The sequence below is a fragment of the Pseudomonas sp. LBUM1668 genome, from assembly GCF_059695715.1.
The window spans coordinates 3997090-4015764 of the sequence record NZ_CP166787.1 but is presented as its reverse complement, the minus strand read 5'-3'; the positions used below and the strand labels follow the sequence as shown (position 1 = coordinate 4015764).

At 58.8% G+C, this 18675-nt stretch carries 14 protein-coding genes; 10 read left to right on the top strand and 4 right to left on the bottom strand.

Annotated elements, in window-relative coordinates; all coding sequences use genetic code 11:
• Positions 1 to 30: 30 nt before the first annotated feature.
• Positions 31 to 1440 (bottom strand): MATE family efflux transporter, encoded by a 1410-nt coding sequence (locus ACA061_RS18080; RefSeq protein WP_497299783.1) that lies wholly within the window; start codon positions 1438 to 1440, stop codon positions 31 to 33.
• A 213-nt stretch (positions 1441 to 1653) separates the two neighbouring features.
• Between ACA061_RS18080 and pdxB the strand changes: the two genes are divergently transcribed.
• Positions 1654 to 2796: a 4-phosphoerythronate dehydrogenase PdxB gene (gene pdxB / locus ACA061_RS18075; RefSeq protein ID WP_497299782.1), complete on the top strand. Its 1143-nt coding sequence runs from the start codon at positions 1654 to 1656 to the stop codon at positions 2794 to 2796.
• A gap of 159 nt (positions 2797 to 2955) precedes the next feature.
• On the opposite strand, the gene ACA061_RS18070 is transcribed toward pdxB, so the two are convergent.
• Positions 2956 to 3135 (bottom strand): PA1571 family protein, encoded by a 180-nt coding sequence (locus ACA061_RS18070; protein ID WP_150604513.1) that lies wholly within the window; start codon positions 3133 to 3135, stop codon positions 2956 to 2958.
• 258 nt (positions 3136 to 3393) lie between these two features.
• Between ACA061_RS18070 and ACA061_RS18065 the strand changes: the two genes are divergently transcribed.
• Positions 3394 to 5172 (top strand): ABC transporter transmembrane domain-containing protein, encoded by a 1779-nt coding sequence (locus tag ACA061_RS18065; protein ID WP_497299781.1) that lies wholly within the window; start codon positions 3394 to 3396, stop codon positions 5170 to 5172.
• Between the two features lie 269 nt (positions 5173 to 5441).
• Here ACA061_RS18065 and ACA061_RS18060 read toward each other — a convergent pair whose 3' ends face one another.
• Positions 5442 to 7370 carry a transglycosylase SLT domain-containing protein gene (locus ACA061_RS18060; RefSeq protein ID WP_150617567.1) on the bottom strand — a complete coding sequence of 643 codons (1929 nt, stop codon included), beginning with the start codon at positions 7368 to 7370 and terminating at the stop codon, positions 5442 to 5444.
• Between the two features lie 214 nt (positions 7371 to 7584).
• Between ACA061_RS18060 and ACA061_RS18055 the strand changes: the two genes are divergently transcribed.
• Complete coding sequence (locus ACA061_RS18055) at positions 7585 to 9501, top strand: ATP-binding cassette domain-containing protein (RefSeq protein ID WP_150617568.1); 1917 nt, start codon at positions 7585 to 7587, stop codon at positions 9499 to 9501.
• A gap of 174 nt (positions 9502 to 9675) precedes the next feature.
• Here the strand turns inward: ACA061_RS18055 and ACA061_RS18050 are convergent, their stop codons facing one another.
• Positions 9676 to 10113 carry a universal stress protein gene (locus tag ACA061_RS18050; RefSeq protein ID WP_042560173.1) on the bottom strand — a complete coding sequence of 146 codons (438 nt, stop codon included), beginning with the start codon at positions 10111 to 10113 and terminating at the stop codon, positions 9676 to 9678.
• A gap of 103 nt (positions 10114 to 10216) precedes the next feature.
• Between ACA061_RS18050 and ACA061_RS18045 the strand changes: the two genes are divergently transcribed.
• The 7 genes from ACA061_RS18045 (at position 10217) to ACA061_RS18015 (ending at position 18629) form a co-directional block, all read left to right on the top strand.
• A complete protein-coding gene (locus ACA061_RS18045; RefSeq protein WP_210699606.1) occupies positions 10217 to 10654 on the top strand; it encodes a hypothetical protein in 438 nt (145 codons plus the stop codon).
• Positions 10655 to 11182: 528 nt separating this feature from the next.
• The gene (gene fadB, locus ACA061_RS18040) at positions 11183 to 13330 is read left to right on the top strand and encodes a fatty acid oxidation complex subunit alpha FadB (RefSeq protein WP_150598230.1); all 2148 of its coding nucleotides are present in this window, start codon (positions 11183 to 11185) and stop codon (positions 13328 to 13330) included.
• Between the two features lie 32 nt (positions 13331 to 13362).
• Positions 13363 to 14538 (top strand): acetyl-CoA C-acyltransferase FadA, encoded by a 1176-nt coding sequence (gene fadA, locus ACA061_RS18035; protein ID WP_042560170.1) that lies wholly within the window; start codon positions 13363 to 13365, stop codon positions 14536 to 14538.
• Between the two features lie 98 nt (positions 14539 to 14636).
• The gene (locus ACA061_RS18030; protein WP_042560169.1) at positions 14637 to 14873 is read left to right on the top strand and encodes a DUF1653 domain-containing protein; all 237 of its coding nucleotides are present in this window, start codon (positions 14637 to 14639) and stop codon (positions 14871 to 14873) included.
• 114 nt (positions 14874 to 14987) lie between these two features.
• On the top strand, positions 14988 to 17621 hold the full coding sequence (gene topA / locus ACA061_RS18025; protein WP_150617570.1) for a type I DNA topoisomerase: 2634 nt from the start codon (positions 14988 to 14990) through the stop codon (positions 17619 to 17621).
• A gap of 143 nt (positions 17622 to 17764) precedes the next feature.
• A complete protein-coding gene (locus tag ACA061_RS18020) occupies positions 17765 to 18289 on the top strand; it encodes a DUF6586 family protein (protein WP_210553178.1) in 525 nt (174 codons plus the stop codon).
• Positions 18290 to 18395: 106 nt separating this feature from the next.
• Positions 18396 to 18629, top strand: coding sequence for a hypothetical protein (locus ACA061_RS18015; RefSeq protein ID WP_150592597.1), 234 nt, complete (start codon positions 18396 to 18398; stop codon positions 18627 to 18629).
• Positions 18630 to 18675 lie beyond the last annotated feature (46 nt).

Genomic DNA, 18675 nt, shown 5'->3' with positions numbered 1-18675 from the left:
TCCCACATTTTTTGTCTTGCGTAAAGGGTTTCAGCCCAGCGAACGGCTGATCCGAATGCGCTTGCGCGCGCTGCGAGTCAGGCGGATAGACAGCATCAGCGCGGCGCAACTCAGGCCGACGATCAGACCCTGCCACAACCCGCTCGGGCCACGCGGCTCGCCGAGCCAGTCGGTCAGGCCGAGCGCGTAACCCACTGGCAGGCCGATGCCCCAATAGGCGAACAGTGTCAGGATCATCGTCACTCGCGTGTCCTGATAACCGCGCAACGCACCGGCAGCGGTCACCTGGATCGCGTCGGAGAACTGGAACAGCGCCGAGTACACAATCAGCATCGCCGCGATGTGAATCACCGTCGGGTCAGCCGTGTAAATCGCTGCAATCGGCTCGCGCAGCAGCAACATCATGCTCGCCGACAGGCACGCGTAGGCCAGTGCAGTGCCCATGCCGACGCCAGCGGCAAAACGCGCCTCGCGTGGTTCCTCACGGCCTAGTGCTTGACCGACGCGCACGGTCACGGCCATGCCCAGCGAATAAGGAATCATGAACACCAGTGAGCTGACGTTCAGCGCAATCTGGTGCCCGGCGACCACGGTCGCGCCAAGGCTGCCGATCAACAGCGCGATCACTGCGAAGATGCTCGACTCGGCAAAAACCGCAATGCCGATCGGCAAACCGATGGCCAGCAGACGCTTGATCACCGCCCACTGCGGCCAATCGAAACGGCTGAACAACTCGCTCGAACGATACGCCGGAGCCCAGCGCTCATAACCGGCCAGTCCCAGCGCCATTACCCACATCACAATCGCCGTGGCCCAGCCGCAACCGACGCCGCCCATGGCCGGCACGCCAAAGTGGCCATAGATGAAGATGTAGTTCAGCGGGATATTCAGCGCCAGCCCGCACAGGCCCAGCACCATCGCCGGGCGGGTACGGCCAAGGCCGTCACTGAAACAACGCAGCACATGATAGAACGCCACCGCTGGCAAACCGCTGGCGATGCCATGCAAGTACTGCATGCACGGGCCGATAAGTTCTGGGTCGACTTTCATCAAATGCAGAATCGGCTCGGCGGCAACCAGCATCGCGGTAGCGATCAAACCCACTACGAGTGCCAGCCACAACGCCTGGCGCACGATCGGACCAATTTCGCTGTGGGTGCCGGCGCCGTAGCGCTGGGCAACTTTAGGTGTGGTGGCCAGCAGAGTACCGGTCATCAACAGAAAAACCGGCACCCAGATCGAGTTGCCCAACGCTACCGCCGCCAGATCATTGGGGCCGACGCGCCCGGCCATCACCGCATCGACAAAGCCCATGGCCGTGGTTGCCAGTTGCGCGATGATGATCGGCACCGCCAGGGCGAGCAGAGTCTTGAACTCCAGGCGAATCCGCGCGGGGCGGGTGAGGGTGACGGCGACAGGTTGGTCAGTTACAGGATTCACAGGCAAAGCGTCCACAGATGTTGATGCGCAAGGCGGCGCATTCTACGCCGCTGACGTGTTGGTCAGGAAAAATCCTGTGTTGCGGATTTGTAATTTGCAGGAGCTGGCGCAGGTTGCGATCTCTTGATCCGGCTTTATCAAGATCCAAATCAAAAGATCGCAGCCTGCGGCAGCTCCTACAGTTAAACTGCCGATCCGCCCAAGGAGCCCGCCATGCTGATTGTTGCTGACGAAAATATCCCGCTGCTCGATGCCTTTTTTGCCGGTTTTGGCGAGATCCGCCGAGTGCCTGGCCGTTCCATCGACCGCGCGACGGTCGAGCAGGCCGACGTGTTACTGGTGCGTTCGGTGACCAGTGTCAACCGCGCGCTGCTCGAGGGCAGCAAGGTTCGCTTCGTCGGCACCTGCACTATCGGTACTGACCATCTGGATCTCGAGTATTTCAACGAGGCGGGCATCACCTGGTCGAGCGCGCCCGGCTGCAATGCCCGTGGTGTGGTCGACTATGTGCTCGGCAGCCTGATGACCCTCGCCGAGATCGAGGGTGTTGATCTGACTCAGCGTACTTATGGTGTCGTCGGCGCCGGAGAGGTCGGTGGACGCCTGATCACTGTTCTGAAGGGCTTGGGCTGGAACGTGAAAGTCTGCGATCCGCCACGCCAAAGTGCAGAGGGCGGTGATTACCTCAGCCTTGAGCAAATCATCGAACAGTGCGACGTGATCAGCCTGCACACACCGTTGACCCGCAGCGGTGACGGTGCGACATGGCATCTGTTCGATCAACAACGTTTGCAGCAACTCAAACCCGGCGCCTGGCTGATCAACGCAGCGCGGGGGCCGGTGGTGGATAACGCCGCGCTGCGCGAAGTGCTTCTGGAGCGCGAAGACCTGCAAGCGGTACTCGACGTCTGGGAGGCCGAACCCGAGGTCGATGTAGCCCTGGCCGAACTCTGCGTGCTGGCCACGCCGCACATTGCCGGTTACAGCCTTGATGGCAAACAGCGCGGCACGGCGCAGATTTATCAGGCGTACTGCGAGTTCATCGATCAGCCTGCGAACATCCAGCTCAGTGATCTGCTGCCGGCGCCGTGGTTGTCGGAAATAACCTTGCATGCCGACAGTGATCCGGCCTGGGCTTTCGCGATGATGTGCCGTGGGGTGTACGACCCACGCCGGGATGACGCGGATTTCCGCCGCAGCCTTGTAGGTAATGTCGGCGAGCAGCGTGCGGCGTTCGATGTGTTGCGCAAGCAGTATCCGGTTCGGCGCGAGATCGAAGGGTTGAAAGTACGGATCGAAGGGCATTCGCCAAAGTTGCGCCAGATCGTGACAGCGCTCGGAGCAGTAGCTATCTAATCCATTCCCTCCTGTAGGAGCTGCCGCAGGCTGCGATCTTTTGATCTGGCTTTTAAGCAGATCAAGATCAAAAGATCGCAGCCTGCGGCAGCTCCTACAGTGGGGAAGCAGGCAGAAAAAACCCGGCCAATGGGCCGGGTCAGGAAGACGGTGGCTATATCACTCTTGTTCGGCAGGCTTGACCAATCGCTTCTCCAGTTCGCGGCAAGCGTCCTGGATCATGTCTTCAGTGATCGGTACTTCACGCCCTTGTGCATCAATAATCGAGCAACCCAGAGTCTGGCCGGGCTTGGTGCGGATCACTTCAATCTTGTCTTCGCTGCTGTGTTGCAAGGACATGGCCTGTCTCCTCATCAGGTTGTACGCCTAGGTTAAAACCGCCACGTGACCGGGCTATGACAACTCCCTGCGGCCTGTCGGCGGCGGCATCTCTACTCAAACAGAAATGACCGCTCGTCTCAACCGGGACTTTAGACCAATAGCCTCTAGGGTCTAGTCGTCACGGGCATATTTAACCTGACTCATTGTGATTTACAGAGTTCCCCCCCATCTGAGTGTGTAGGCTGGCGCTATCCATCAGCGCAGATGTGAATCCGAATGATCTCGATGCTTTCCTCGCGACACCGACGCGCCTTGCGCCTGACCAGTCATTTCCTCGTGCCTTATCGCTGGCAGGCCTTCGGTGCGCTGCTCGCATTGATCGTCACCGCCGGCATCACCTTATCGATGGGGCAGGGCATCAAGTTGTTGGTTGATCAGGGCTTCATGACCCAGTCGGCGGACTTGCTCAACCAATCCATCGGACTGTTCATGCTCTTGGTCCTGGGCCTCGCGGTCGGCACCTTCGCCCGGTTTTACCTGGTCTCCTGGATCGGTGAACGTGTCGTCGCCGATATCCGCCGACAGGTGTTCAACCACCTGGTGTACCTGCATCCCGGGTTTTACGAAGACAACCGCAGCTCGGAAATCCAGTCGCGCCTGACAGCAGATACGACATTGCTGCAATCAGTGATCGGCTCGTCGCTTTCGCTGTTTCTGCGCAATCTGCTGATGGTGATCGGCGGCATCGTTCTGCTGTTCATCACCAATCCCAAACTCACCAGCATCGTGGTGATCGCGCTACCGCTGGTGATTGCGCCGATCCTGATTTTCGGTCGACGCGTACGCAATCTGTCGCGACAGAGCCAGGACCGGATCGCCGACATTGGCAGCTATGTGTCCGAAACCCTCGGCCAGATCAAAACCGTGCAGGCGTACAACCATCAAATACAGGACGAGCAACGTTTTGCCTCAACGGTCGAGCAGGCTTTCGAGACCGCACGCAAACGGATCTTCCAGCGTGCGTGGCTGATTACATTGGTCATCGTGCTGGTGCTTGGCGCTGTCGCGGTGATGTTGTGGGTCGGTGGCATGGACGTGATCGCCGGGCGGATTTCTGCCGGTGAGCTGGCGGCATTTGTGTTCTACAGCCTGATCGTCGGCAGCGCGTTTGGCACGTTGAGTGAGGTGATCGGCGAGCTTCAGCGCGCTGCGGGTGCCGCCGAGCGGATTGCTGAATTGCTGCGTTCGGAAAATATCATCCAGCCACCGAAGACTGGATTAGTGACATTGCCTGCGCGCGTGCGCGGTGAGCTGGAATTGCAGGATGTGCGCTTTTCCTACCCCTCGCGTCCAGAAAGCTTCGCCGTTGATGGCTTGAATCTCACGGTCAGGGCCGGCGAAACCCTGGCGCTGGTGGGGCCGTCCGGCGCGGGTAAATCCACGGTGTATGACTTGCTGCTGCGCTTTTACGATCCTCGCGAGGGCCGGATTCTGCTGGATGGCGTGCCGCTGACCAGCCTCGACCCGCTGGATCTGCGCCGTTGTTTTGCCTTGGTTTCGCAGACGCCAGCACTGTTTTTCGGCAGCGTGGAGGAGAACATTCGCTATGGCTGCCTAACGACCACGCTTGAGCAGGTCAAGGAAGCGGCGAGAATCGCCCACGCCCACGACTTCATCGAGCAAATGCCTGACGGCTACCAGACACATTTGGGTGACGGCGGGCTTGGACTTTCCGGCGGCCAACGCCAGCGTCTGGCCATCGCCCGGGCGTTGCTGGTCGACGCGCCGATCCTGTTGCTGGACGAAGCCACCAGCGCCCTCGATGCGCAAAGCGAACACCTGATCCAGCAAGCCTTGCCGAACCTGATGCAAAACCGCACCACACTGGTGATCGCCCACCGCCTGGCCACAGTGAAAAACGCCGACCGGATTGCGGTGATGGATCAGGGCAAATTGGTCGCGGTGGGTACACATCAGGAATTGATTGCGAGCAATCCGTTGTACGCGCGGTTGGCGGCGTTGCAGTTCAACGATGGACACGCGGTCGTCGTGTAGGAACTGCGGCAGGCTGCGATCTGTTGATCTTTGCACGTTACAAAAAATGCCCGTATCCCTGGATGCGCGCATTTTTTATTGTCGAGGATCAAGGTCAAAAGATCGCGGCCTGCGGCAGCTCCTACAGGTGACCGACCTAGTAACCGACCCAGTAACCGACCTAGTAGCGAGGCTACTGGCAAAACGAAAACACTGATCGGCCCGTTCAAAAAAATGCCCGTATCTCGCGATACGGGCATTTTTTTATTACTCGGCGTTAGCCCTGCTGATCACTGATCATCGAAGTAACGTTCATGCCAATCCACCAGCGGCTGCGGTGAGTTGAGTTTCTGGCCGTAGATCACCGAATAGGACAGCACGTTTTGCACGTACTGGCGGGTTTCGTCGAACGGGATGCTTTCCACCCACACGTCGAAGCTCAGGTGATCGGCGCCGCGCAGCCATTGACGCACGCGTCCGGGGCCGGCGTTGTAGGCGGCGGAGGCGAGGACACGGTTGCCATTGAACTGACTGTGCACCTGGCTCAGGTACGCGGCGCCGAGCTGGATGTTCTTGTCCGGGTTCAGCACTTGCTGCGGCGAGGCCAGGGGGATGTTGAACTTGCGCGAAGTTTCCTTGGCGGTGCCGGGCATCAGTTGCATCAGGCCGCTGGCGCCAACGCCGGAGCGGGCATCGTCCATGAACGCGCTTTCCTGACGGGTGATGGCGAACACCCAGCTCGAATGCAGACCGCGAACCTTGGCTTCACGCACAAGGGTATCGCGGTGGGCCATCGGGAAGCGGATGTCCAGATCGTCCCAGTATTGCGCCTGACTGATGGTGCGGATCGCCGGGAAATACCACTTCAGGTCGTAGGCGAGTTTGGCCTGGGCAACCATTTCGTCGCGGTTGAAGTGACGGCTGACGTGGTACCACTCGCGGCGTCCGTCGACGATTTGCCCGCGTGCATGGAACTCAAGTGCGCGGCGCACGCCGGGCGTGTTGCGTACCTTGTTGATCAGCGCCTGGCTAAGCACCAGCGGTTTATTGTTCAACGAGTACGGAGATTGCGAACGGTCAGCGGCGAGGAAGCCGTAGAAGTCACGCTCGCGGGACAGATTTTTGTACAGGGCCTGCGCTTCCGGGTTCTGCGGTTGCGCCAGCTCGAGACTGCGTGCCTGCCAGTAGCGCCAGCGGTTGGTGGTGGCCAGATCCTGCGGCAGACGGCGGGTCAGTTGATAAGCATCGTCCCAGCGCGCCAGGCGCAGTAGCAGACGCAGACGCCATTCGGAAACGGTGTTGTCACGCAGTTCCGGGTCGTATTTGGTCATCACGTCCAGTGCGCGGCTGTCGAAGCGGCGGGCCAGCGTCAGGCCGATTTCCCGGGCAATCGCGACTTTCTCATCACGGGAGAAATGCATACTGCTGGCGTAACCGTCGAGCAGCGCCATGGCTTTGTCCGGATCCTGGCGGGCGAGGCGGCGCAGGCCGAGGCTGACCACATCGGACATCGGCTCATCGGCCGGAGTAAAGCGCGACGGCTGGTTGAGCAGTTCTGGTTTCTGCGCCACATCCACCAACAGGCGACCACGGGGGGCGAGGGTAGTCAGGCCATTGATCAGGCTGTTGGCCAGCGGATAGTTGCGCGCCTGGGCGGCGAGCTTGGTGCGTTCCCAGCGTTTCTGTTCTGTCAGCTGACCCTCGGCGGCCCACATGCCGAAGAGCGCATCGCACGCGGCGGGCTGCGACTTGCCGGTCAGCCAGAGTTTTTCGGTGGCGGCGTAACCTTCGGTCTTTTTGTTGTGGCTGATCTGATACTGCGCGTTCAGGCAGTCCAGTTCGGTGAAATTGAGCTTGGGATCGTAATACTTGACGAAGGTCGCCCAGTCACCGCGATCGGCCAGCCAGCGCAACCAGCGCAGCTTCATCCAGTTGGCCTGGGGCAGGTCACCGTGCTCGGCGAGGAATTTCTCTATTTCCGCATTACTCGCACTTTTCAGGCGTGCGGTCAGCTCGTCGTAAGCCAGATACGGTTCCAGCGGGTAATCGGCCAGCGCCTGGCTGTAACGCATATACGGGCCGGTATCGCCCTTGGCCAGCGCGCGTTTGGCTTCATCGTAATACTGGCGCTGGGTGGACAGGTCCACCGCCTGGGCGGATTGAACGGCAGCGGCGGAGAGTAGCAAACAGGACAAAACACTGAAGAGGCGACTGCGCATGAGACATCCGGGCAGAGAAATCATGACAAGTGCCGACATCGATCAGCACTGAATTGTCTGTAGCTTAGCCTTTTGCCAGCAAGCGGCGAAAGCTTTGCAAGCCGTGTGGCACAAGTTCGCAACAAATGTTGTGCAGAGTGCTTCGACAGACAAATTGCCGGCCTGCTGAAGCCTCAAGTCAGGTAGAATGCGCCCCCGGTTTTTGGAGAAGCTCATGACCCTGCTCAAATTCAGCGATGTGTCCCTTGCGTTCGGCGCTATGCCGTTGTTGGACAAGGTGTCCTGGCAGATCGCCCGTGGTGAGCGGGTGTGCATCATCGGCCGCAACGGCACTGGCAAGTCCAGCATGATGAAACTGGTCAAGGGCGACCAGAAGCCTGATGACGGCTCGGTGTGGCGTGCCCCCGGTCTGAAAATCGGCGAACTGCCGCAAGAATTGCCCGTGGCCGACGAGCGGACAGTCTTCGACGTCGTGGCTGAAGGCCTCGACGGCGTTGGCGCGTTGCTCGCCGAATACCATCACCTGAGCCAGAACATCGTCACCGATGCCGATCTGGACAAGCTCATGCACGTTCAGCACGACCTCGAAGCCCGTGATGGCTGGCGCTTGCAGACGCTGGTCGACAGCACCCTCAGCCGCCTGCAACTGCCGGCCGACAAGACCCTCGCCGAGTTGTCCGGCGGCTGGCGTCGTCGCGTGCTGCTGGCGCAGGCGCTGGTGTCCGAGCCAGATCTGCTGCTGCTCGACGAGCCAACCAACCACCTGGACATCGGTGCGATTGCCTGGCTTGAAGAAGCGCTGAAAGATTTCCAGGGCGCCGTGCTGTTCATCACGCACGACCGTTCCTTCCTGCAAAACCTCGCCACGCGCATCCTGGAACTGGATCGCGGCGGCCTGATCGACTGGAACGGCGACTACGCCAGCTTCCTCGTGCACAAAGAAGCCGAGCTCGCTGCCGAAGCCACTGCCAACGCGCTGTTCGACAAGCGTCTGGCCCAGGAAGAAGTGTGGATCCGTCAGGGCATCAAGGCCCGTCGTACCCGTAACGAAGGCCGCGTGCGCGCCTTGAAAGCTTTGCGCGTTGAGCGCAGCGAGCGTCGTGAACGTACCGGCAAGGCCAATATTCAGCTGGACACCGCCGACAAGTCCGGCAAGCAGGTGATGGTGCTCGAGAACGTGAGCTTTGCTCATCCGGGCGGCCCGTTCCTGATCAAGGATTTCTCGATGGTTCTGCAGCGCGGCGACCGTATCGGTCTGCTTGGCGCCAACGGTACCGGCAAGACCACCCTGTTGAAGCTGATGCTCAACGGCTTGCAGCCAACCAGCGGCAAAGTGGAAGAGGGCACGCGGATCGACGTGGCGTACTTCGACCAGTTGCGCCATCAGCTGGATCTGGAAAAAACCGTGATCGACAACGTCGCCGAAGGTCGCGACTTTATCGACATCGACGGTCAGAGCCGCCACGTGCTGAGCTACCTCGGTGACTTCCTGTTCAGCCCGCAGCGTGCTCGCACGCCGGTCAAGGCGCTGTCGGGTGGTGAGCGTGCGCGTCTGTTGCTGGCCAAACTGTTCAGCAAGCCGGCGAACCTGCTGGTACTCGACGAACCGACCAACGACCTCGACGTGGAAACCCTCGAGCTGCTCGAAGAAGTGCTGCTGACATTCAACGGCACTGTGCTGATGGTCAGCCACGACCGGGCATTCCTCGACAACGTGGTCACCAGCACCCTGGTCTTCGAAGGTGAAGGCAAGGTGCGTGAATACGTCGGCGGTTATCAGGACTGGATCCGTCAGGGCGGCTCGCCGCGTCTGTTGGGCGTGACCGAGAGCAAGTCGGGCAAGGCTGACCTGAACTCGGCCGTGGTTACGGCTGCGCCGGCCGCTGCTGCGCCAGTTGCTGCTCCAGCTGCCAAGAAGAAGCTGAGCTACAAGCTGCAGCGCGAGCTGGAAGCGTTGCCGGGCGATATCGATGCCAAGGAACAGCAGATCGCTGCCGTTGAGGCTGAAATGGCCGACAGCGGTTTCTATCAGCGTCCTGCGGCAGAGACTGCCAAGGTCATCGCCTCGCTCGAGCAATTGCAGGCGGAACTGGAAGCGTTGGTGGAGCGTTGGGCCGAGCTGGATGCCTGATTGCTTGAGCCATTAAAAAGCCCGGCGCTCAGTGATGAGCGCCGGGCTTTTCATATGTAGCATGCGATGTTCTGTAGGAGTGAGCCTGCTCGCGATAGCGTTCTGGCATTTAACATCCTCGTCGACTTCCAGATGCTATCGCGAGCAGGCTCACTCCTACATGGGTCGGTGTTATCAGCGTTTGACCAGATGCACCGCCAGCACATCGCAAGGCGCGCCGTGCAGCACATCATTGGCTGTCGAGCCCAGTAACAGCGCCAGACCATGACGGCCATGGCTGCCGACCACGATCAGATCGCATTGCTGTTCCTTGGCGAAGTGATGGATTTCCTGACGCGGCTGGCCGTAGGTCAAGTGGCAGTTGGCGCCTTCAAGTTCGGTGTACTTGAGCTTCAGGCGCTCAAGGCGTTCCTTGGCCTGATCGAACTGCTGCTGTTGCAGTTGTGACAGGTCCATCGGCACGTCGCCGCCAAAAGCCATAGCCATCGGTTCGACAATATGCACCAGCGACAGCTTAGCGCCGTTGCTCACCGACAGCTCGCGGGCGCGGTGGATGACGGGGTCGCACTCTTCAGTCAGATCTACGGCGACCAGGATGTGGTGGTAGGGCATGAGGCGCTCCTCGTAAGGTTTCAATATTGGTAAGTATGGCTGGTTTCAAGCGCATTGGTTCCAAAGTGACGCAATGGGCTCATCAGAAAACGGGAGTACAGATATGACGGTCTGGATAGTGGTGTCAATCCTGTTGGTGGTATTGAGCCCACTGGCATGGTTGCGCCCATCGCGCGCGCAGAGCGGTCGAATCGCTCTGCGTATGGAGGCGCGTCGTATTGGCCTGGCCATGCAGCTGGCGCCTCAGGAGTGGCCGCACTGGCTGTCTCAAGAGCCGCCGAATCCGTGTGCGCAGTACCATCGGCCGCGTCGCGGTAGTCAGCCGGCATGCTGGACGTACTGGCAAAAATCGCCAGGCGTGTGGGTCAATCAGTGGCAGGAAGTCTGCGAGGATCGGGCGCTGCTCAATCATTTCGAAAAGTTGCCAGGCAACGTCTACAAGATCGAGGCGGATAAGCAGATGATCGCCTTGTACTGGGGCGAGAAGGGCGAAGCCACGGTTTTGCTGGATATTGACGCCACTCTGAAAGCGCTGGCGTAGCTCTCGGATTTTTCGCACTGCAACGGTGCGAAACGTCCGGCAGACGAGCAATAAAAAGCCCGACATGATTCATCGGGCGGGGTTGGCCAGGCAGGCCGGAAACTTTTTTACCACTGACCCCGGCTTCAAACGGGCAGCGCATTTATCTATCGTCCCGTGAGCGTAGACTTTTAAACAGGGCTCGCTGCGAATTAGGGCGACTTTTCTAACTATTGATTCTATGAATGGCTCCACATGCAGGCGCGTGTTGTGGATCTGTGTGGTACGGAAATGACCGCAAAGTCGCATTTCAACCCGCATTTTGGGCGATTGACAATTGTTGGAAATTCCGTGAAGGTGACGTACCCAAATCAAACGGGCGTATGAATTGAGCGTTTGTCTTACAGACCGCTCCTACAGAATCCCGACTATCGCGTTGGCGGGTGTGCCGGGTGAATTGGTGTCAGCATCGACGAAAAAGCGTCCTGCCTAGCCATTCGCCTGCGTCCGACGTGTACTGTTCAGCTTCCATATCGTGGAGATCAGTTGATGATTTACGAAGGTAAAGCCATCACGGTTAAAGCTCTTGAAAGTGGCATCGTCGAATTGAAATTCGACCTCAAGGGTGAGTCCGTCAACAAGTTCAACCGTCTAACCCTGAACGAACTGCGTCAGGCCGTAGACACCATCAAGGCAGATGCTTCGATCAAAGGCGTGATCGTCAGCAGTGGCAAGGACGTGTTCATCGTCGGCGCCGACATCACCGAATTTGTCGAGAACTTCAAGCTGCCGGATGCGGAGCTGGTTGCTGGCAATCTCGAAGCCAACAAGATCTTCAGCGATTTCGAAGACCTCAACGTTCCGACTGTCGCCGCGATCAATGGCATCGCCCTGGGTGGCGGTCTGGAAATGTGTCTGGCGGCTGACTATCGCGTCATGTCCACCAAGGCCAAGATCGGTTTGCCGGAAGTCAAACTGGGCATCTACCCAGGCTTCGGCGGCACCGTACGTCTGCCGCGCCTGATCGGTGCCGACAACGCCATCGAGTGGATTGCCTCCGGCAAGGAAAACCGCCCGGAAGACGCGCTGAAAGTCAGCGCCGTCGATGCCGTGGTTGCTCCAGAGAAGCTGCAGGAAGCTGCCCTTGAGCTGATCAAACGCGCCATTTCCGGCGAGTTCGACTACAAGGCCAAGCGCCAGCCGAAGCTGGAAAAGCTCAAGCTGAACGCTATCGAACAAATGATGGCTTTCGAAACCGCCAAAGGTTTCGTGGCCGGTCAGGCTGGCCCGAACTATCCGGCGCCGGTTGAAGCCATCAAGACTATCCAGAAAGCTGCGAACTTCGGTCGCGACAAGGCGCTGGAAGTTGAAGCCGCCGGTTTCGTCAAACTGGCCAAGACCTCTGCCGCGCAGAGCTTGATCGGTTTGTTCCTGAACGATCAGGAACTGAAGAAAAAGGCCAAGGCCTACGACGAAATCGCCAAAGACGTGAAGCAGGCCGCTGTACTGGGCGCCGGCATCATGGGTGGCGGTATCGCTTATCAGTCGGCCTCCAAAGGCACGCCGATCCTGATGAAGGACATCAACGAGCACGGTATCGAGCAGGGTCTGGCCGAAGCCGCCAAACTGCTGGTTGGCCGCGTTGATAAAGGTCGCATGACCCCTGCGAAAATGGCTGAAGTGCTCAACGGCATTCGTCCGACCCTGTCCTACGGTGATTTCGGTCACGTCGATCTGGTCGTTGAAGCCGTGGTCGAGAACCCGAAGGTCAAGCAAGCCGTGCTGGCTGAAGTTGAAGACAAGGTCAAAGAGGACACCATCCTCGCGTCCAACACTTCGACCATTTCCATCAGCCTGTTGGCCAAGGCCCTCAAGCGTCCGGAAAACTTCGTCGGCATGCACTTCTTCAACCCGGTGCACATGATGCCGCTGGTGGAAGTGATCCGTGGCGAGAAGTCCAGCGAGCTGGCTGTTGCCACCACCGTTGCCTACGCCAAGAAAATGGGCAAGAACCCGATCGTCGTCAACGACTGCCCGGGCTTCCTGGTCAACCGCGTACTGTTCCCGTACTTCGGTGGTTTCGCCAAACTGGTCAGCGCCGGTGTGGACTTCGTCCGTATCGACAAGGTCATGGAAAAATTCGGCTGGCCGATGGGCCCGGCATACCTGATGGACGTGGTCGGCATCGACACCGGTCACCACGGTCGTGACGTCATGGCTGAAGGCTTCCCGGACCGCATGAAAGATGACCGCCGCTCGGCCATTGACGTGCTTTACGAAGCCAAGCGTCTGGGCCAGAAGAACGGCAAGGGCTTCTACGCCTACGAGACCGACAAGAAGGGCAAGCAGAAGAAAGTTGCCGACCCGTCGGTACTGGAAGTGCTCAAGCCGATCGTTTACGAGCAGCGCGAAGTCACTGACGAAGACATCATCAACTGGATGATGATCCCGCTCTGCCTGGAAACCGTGCGTTGCCTGGAAGACGGCATTGTTGAAACTGCCGCCGAAGCCGACATGGGTCTGGTCTACGGTATCGGTTTCCCTCCATTCCGTGGCGGTGCGCTGCGCTACATCGATTCGATCGGTGTTGCCGAGTTCGTTGCCCTGGCTGACCAGTACGCTGATTTGGGCGCGCTGTACCACCCGACCGCGAAACTGCGTGAAATGGCCAAAACCGGCCAACGGTTCTTCGGTTAAGCGTCCCAACTTTTGAGCGAGAGTGAAATTTTATGAGCTTGAATCCAAGAGACGTCGTGATTGTCGACTTCGGTCGTACTCCGATGGGCCGCTCCAAGGGCGGCATGCACCGCAACACCCGCGCCGAAGACATGTCGGCGCACCTGATCAGCAAATTGCTGGAACGCAACGTCAAGGTTGATCCGAACGAAGTCGAAGACGTGATCTGGGGCTGCGTCAACCAGACCCTGGAGCAGGGCTGGAACATCGCGCGCATGGCGTCGCTGATGACCCAGATCCCGCACACGGCTGCCGGTCAGACTGTCAGCCGCCTGTGTGGCTCGTCGATGAGCGCGCTGCACACTGCTGCGCAAGCGATCATGACCGGTAACGGTGACGTGTTCGTCGTCGGTGGCGTCGAGCATATGGGCCACGTGAGCATGATGCACGGTGTCGATCCGAACCCGCACATGTCGCTGTACGCGGCGAAAGCCTCGGGCATGATGGGCCTGACCGCTGAAATGCTTGGCAAGATGCACGGCATCACTCGCGAACAGCAGGACGCTTTTGGCGTGCGCTCCCACCAGCTCGCCCACAAGGCGACTCTGGAAGGCAAGTTCAAAGACGAAATCATCCCGATGCAGGGTTATGACGAGAACGGTTTCCTGAAACTGTTCGACTACGACGAAACCATTCGTCCGGAAACCACTCTGGAAAGTCTGGCGGCCCTCAAGCCGGCCTTCAATCCAAAGGGCGGCACCGTGACGGCCGGTACTTCGTCGCAGATCACCGATGGTGCCTCGTGCATGATCGTGATGTCGGCGCAGCGTGCTCAGGACCTGGGTATTCAGCCTATGGCAGTGATCCGTTCGATGGCGGTGGCAGGTGTGGATCCGGCAATCATGGGCTATGGTCCAGTTCCGGCAACACAAAAAGCCCTGAAGCGTGCGGGCCTTGGCATCAACGATATCGACTTCTTCGAGCTCAACGAAGCTTTCGCCGCACAGGCTCTGCCAGTGCTGAAAGATCTGAAAGTGCTCGACAAGATGAACGAGAAGGTTAACCTGCACGGCGGCGCGATCGCCCTGGGTCACCCGTTCGGTTGCTCCGGTGCTCGGATTTCCGGCACTTTGCTGAACGTGATGAAGCAGAATAGCGGCACCTTCGGGGTGGCCACTATGTGCATTGGTCTCGGCCAAGGCATCTCCACCGTCTTCGAACGCGTCTAAGCGTCTCGTCGATGGAAGCCGGGGCCAAGTGCCCCGGTTTTTGTTTTTGCGGATTTATTTTGTTTTTATTTTGAAAAAAATTGAGGGAGGGCCAAACCATGCCGATACAACCTGGGCTCTACCAGCATTACAAAGGTCCGCAGTACCGCGTTTTCAATGTTGCGCGGCATTCCGAGACGGAAGAAGAAGTGGTGTTTTACCAAGCCCTGTATGGCGATTACGGCTTTTGGGTTCGTCCCTTGAGCATGTTTCTGGAGTCCGTCGAGGTTGACGGCGAGCAGGTCCCACGCTTTGCTTTGGTGCAAGCCGAACCGAGCCTGTTTTCCAAGGCATAAGGGGAGTGCGCGCAATACCCTGCGCTTGACCTCACCTTGTATCAACTATATATAGCGGTGCCGCGTCAGGCGCCAACCGCCTTTCACTTCTAGAATTCAGGAATTTTCTGATCCATGGGCAAATCGCTGGTCATTGTGGAATCCCCGGCTAAGGCCAAGACCATCAACAAGTATCTGGGCAACCAATACGTGGTGAAGTCGAGTATCGGCCATATCCGAGACCTGCCCACCAGCGGTTCGGCTAGCGCCAGCAAAGAGCCAGCCGCCAAGCGCGGCAAGGCTGCCGCAGGCGAAGGTCCGGTGCTCACGCCGAAAGAGAAAGCGCGCAAGCAGCTGGTCTCACGTATGGGTGTCGATCCCGATCATGGCTGGAAAGCCAAGTACGAGATCCTCCCGGGTAAGGAAAAGGTCATCGAAGAGCTGCGCCGGCTCGCCAAGGATGCTGACACCATCTATCTCGCAACCGACTTGGATCGCGAGGGGGAAGCCATTGCATGGCACCTGCGCGAAGCCATCGGTGGTGACGACAGCCGCTACAAGCGCGTGGTGTTCAACGAAATCACCAAGAAGGCGATTCAGGAAGCCTTCTCCAAGCCGGGCGAGCTGGACATCGATCGCGTCAACGCTCAGCAGGCGCGTCGCTTCCTCGACCGCGTTGTGGGCTACATGGTCTCGCCGCTGCTGTGGGCCAAGATCGCCCGTGGCCTGTCCGCCGGTCGTGTGCAATCGGTTGCCGTGAAACTGGTGGTTGAGCGTGAGCGTGAAATTCGCGCGTTCAACCCGGAAGAGTACTGGGAAGTGCATGCCGATCTCGGCAGCGCCAAAGGCTCGACCGTACGTTTCGAAGTAGCGCGTGAAAAGGGCGAAGCCTTCAAACCGCTCAACGAAGCTCAGGCCATGGCTGCACTGGAGAAACTCAAGTCCTCCAGCTACAGCATCGTCAAGCGCGAAGACAAACCGACCAGCAGCAAGCCGTCGGCGCCGTTCATCACGTCCACCCTGCAGCAGGCCGCGAGCAACCGCCTGGGCTTCGGCGTGAAAAAAACCATGATGATGGCCCAGCGTCTGTATGAAGCCGGCTACATCACTTATATGCGTACCGACTCGACCAACCTCTCGGCAGACGCCGTGACGATGGCGCGTGCTTACATCGAAGACGAATTCGGCAAGAAGTACCTGCCGGAAACGCCGAACGTCTACAGCAGCAAGGAAGGCGCACAAGAGGCTCACGAAGCCATTCGTCCCTCCGATGCCAACACCATTCCGAGCAAGCTGGCGGGCATGGAGCGTGATGCCGAGCGTCTCTATGAGCTGATCTGGCGTCAGTTCCTGGCTTGCCAGATGCTGCCGGCGCAATACCTGTCGACGACTGTCAGTGTCGGCGCTGGTGATTTCGAGCTGCGCGCCAAGGGTCGTATCCTGAAGTTTGACGGTTACACCCGTGTAATGCCGCAGATTGCCAAACCTGGCGATGACGACGTTCTTCCCGATATGGCGCAGGGCGACGTGATGAAGCTGATCAAGCTTGATCCGACCCAGCACTTCACCAAGCCGCCGGCGCGTTATTCGGAAGCCAGCCTGGTTAAAGAAATGGAAAAACGCGGCATTGGTCGTCCTTCGACTTACGCTGCGATCATTTCGACCATCCAGGATCGCGGTTACGTGACCCTGCACAACCGTCGTTTCTATTCGGAAAAGATGGGCGATATCGTTACCGAGCGTCTCTCGGAGAGCTTCTCGAACCTCATGGACTACGGCTTCACAGCCGGCATGGAAGAGAACCTCGATGACGTGGCCCAAGGCGAGCGCGACTGGAAGAACGTGCTGGACGAGTTCTACGGCGACTTCAAAAAGAAACTCGAAGTAGCCGAGAATCCTGAAAGCGGCATGCGTGCCAACCAGCCGGTCATGACCGACATTCCGTGCACCACTTGCGGCCGTCCGATGCAGATCCGTACCGCATCGACCGGCGTGTTCCTCGGTTGCTCGGGCTACAGCCTGCCGCCGAAAGAGCGCTGCAAGGCCACCGTCAACCTCGTGCCGGGCGACGAGATCGCTGCGGACGATGAGGGTGAGTCGGAGTCGCTGGTGTTGCGTGGCAAGCATCGCTGCCCGATCTGCAGCACGGCGATGGACGCTTACCTGCTCGACGAGAAGCGCAAGCTGCACATCTGCGGTAACAACCCGGATTGCGCCGGCTACGAAATCGAAGAGGGCAGTTATCGCATCAAGGGCTACGAAGGTCCGAGCCTGGAGTGCGACAAGTGCGGCAGCGAGATGCAGCTCAAGACCGGCCGTTTCGGCAAGTTCTTCGGGTGCACCAACCCGGAGTGCAAGAACACCCGCAAACTGCTGAAGAGCGGTGACGCGGCGCCGCCGAAGATGGATCCGGTGAAGATGCCTGAGCTGAAATGCGAAAAGGTCAACGACACCTACATCCTGCGCGACGGTGCGTCCGGTCTGTTCCTGGCGGCCAGTCAGTTCCCGAAAAACCGCGAGACTCGCGCTCCGCTGGTGATCGAGATTGTGCCGCACAAGGATGAGATCGATCCGAAGTACCACTTCCTCTGTGAAGCGCCGAAGAAGGATCCTGATGGTCTGCCAGCGGTTATCCGCTACAGCCGCAAGACCAAGGAACAGTACGTGCAGACCGAAGTCGATGGCAAGCCTACCGGTTGGAAGGCTTACTACGACGGCGGCAAGTGGACTGTTGAAGACAAGCGCTCTACGAAGGCCAAGGCTGAGTAAACGTTAGTCTGATACTGAAAGGCCGCATGAGAACCCTCGGGTTTTCATGCGGCCTTTTTGTTTTGTGCTTGCGGTGTGATCAGTTGATCCACGACACTGTCCGGTCTGTGTGAAGCAATTATTTCGTTGTGGAGGCTGCCGTCATGGCCCACGAGCTCTATACCCGCACCAATCAGAAAATCTATTTCGCCGGCCTGTCGCTGGAAGCTCTGGCTCGAGCTGAAGAAGGGCGGGCGATGAACTCTCTGGCGCTGATTCAGGCTGGACGTGAGTCGGCGTTGTTCCACCTCTATGGCGCGCTATTGGGGCTGTGCCATGAAATTGCCGGGTTCTATCGCCTGCCTCAGGCTAGCGCACCACGGGCCGAGATGCTGTTGACGCGTGAAGTGCTCGAGTCGATCGCGATTCCCGAGCTGGCGGAAATGGTTGAGCTGGCAGGCAATCCGCAAACCTGGTTGGCAAAACTGCTGGCAGCGCATTCGGCATTGTTCCAACCGCCTCGCGTGCCACATAAGCCCAAGGGCGATGTGACACAGCCGTTGATTCAGGCCGTTAATCTGGATGAAGAAGAGGCGCCGCAAGAGTTGAGCCGAGAGGAGCTTGAGGATTGGCGGCAGAACCTCAAGAGCCTGGCTATTCGTTTTCGCGAGGGTTTGAACGAGTGCTGACGATGATTGACACGGTGGCAATCTGAAACATGCTGCTGGTCAAGATCATGAGCGAAGCCTGAATGATGTCTATATAATGCCTGCCTTTCGTGGAGAACAGACCTATATGCCAACGTCCTTTCTAGAAATTGTCGAGTTACCCGACGGCCGAATCGAACTGCGCAGGGCTGAGGACGAGGGGTCTCTGGTGACTCTGGATTTCTCCGAGGACGCCAAGACATTCCTGCAGGGCCAGCACGTGGAAATCGCAAAAGCGATGTTGAGCGTTGGCGTGCAGATGGCAGGCCGAATGATCGAAGGTGAGTTTGATAAAGATGAAGGGTCGCGGGTTCTTCATTGATTCCCGACGGCTTTTGGTTTTTGTCACTACCGCTTCAGATCGGCTT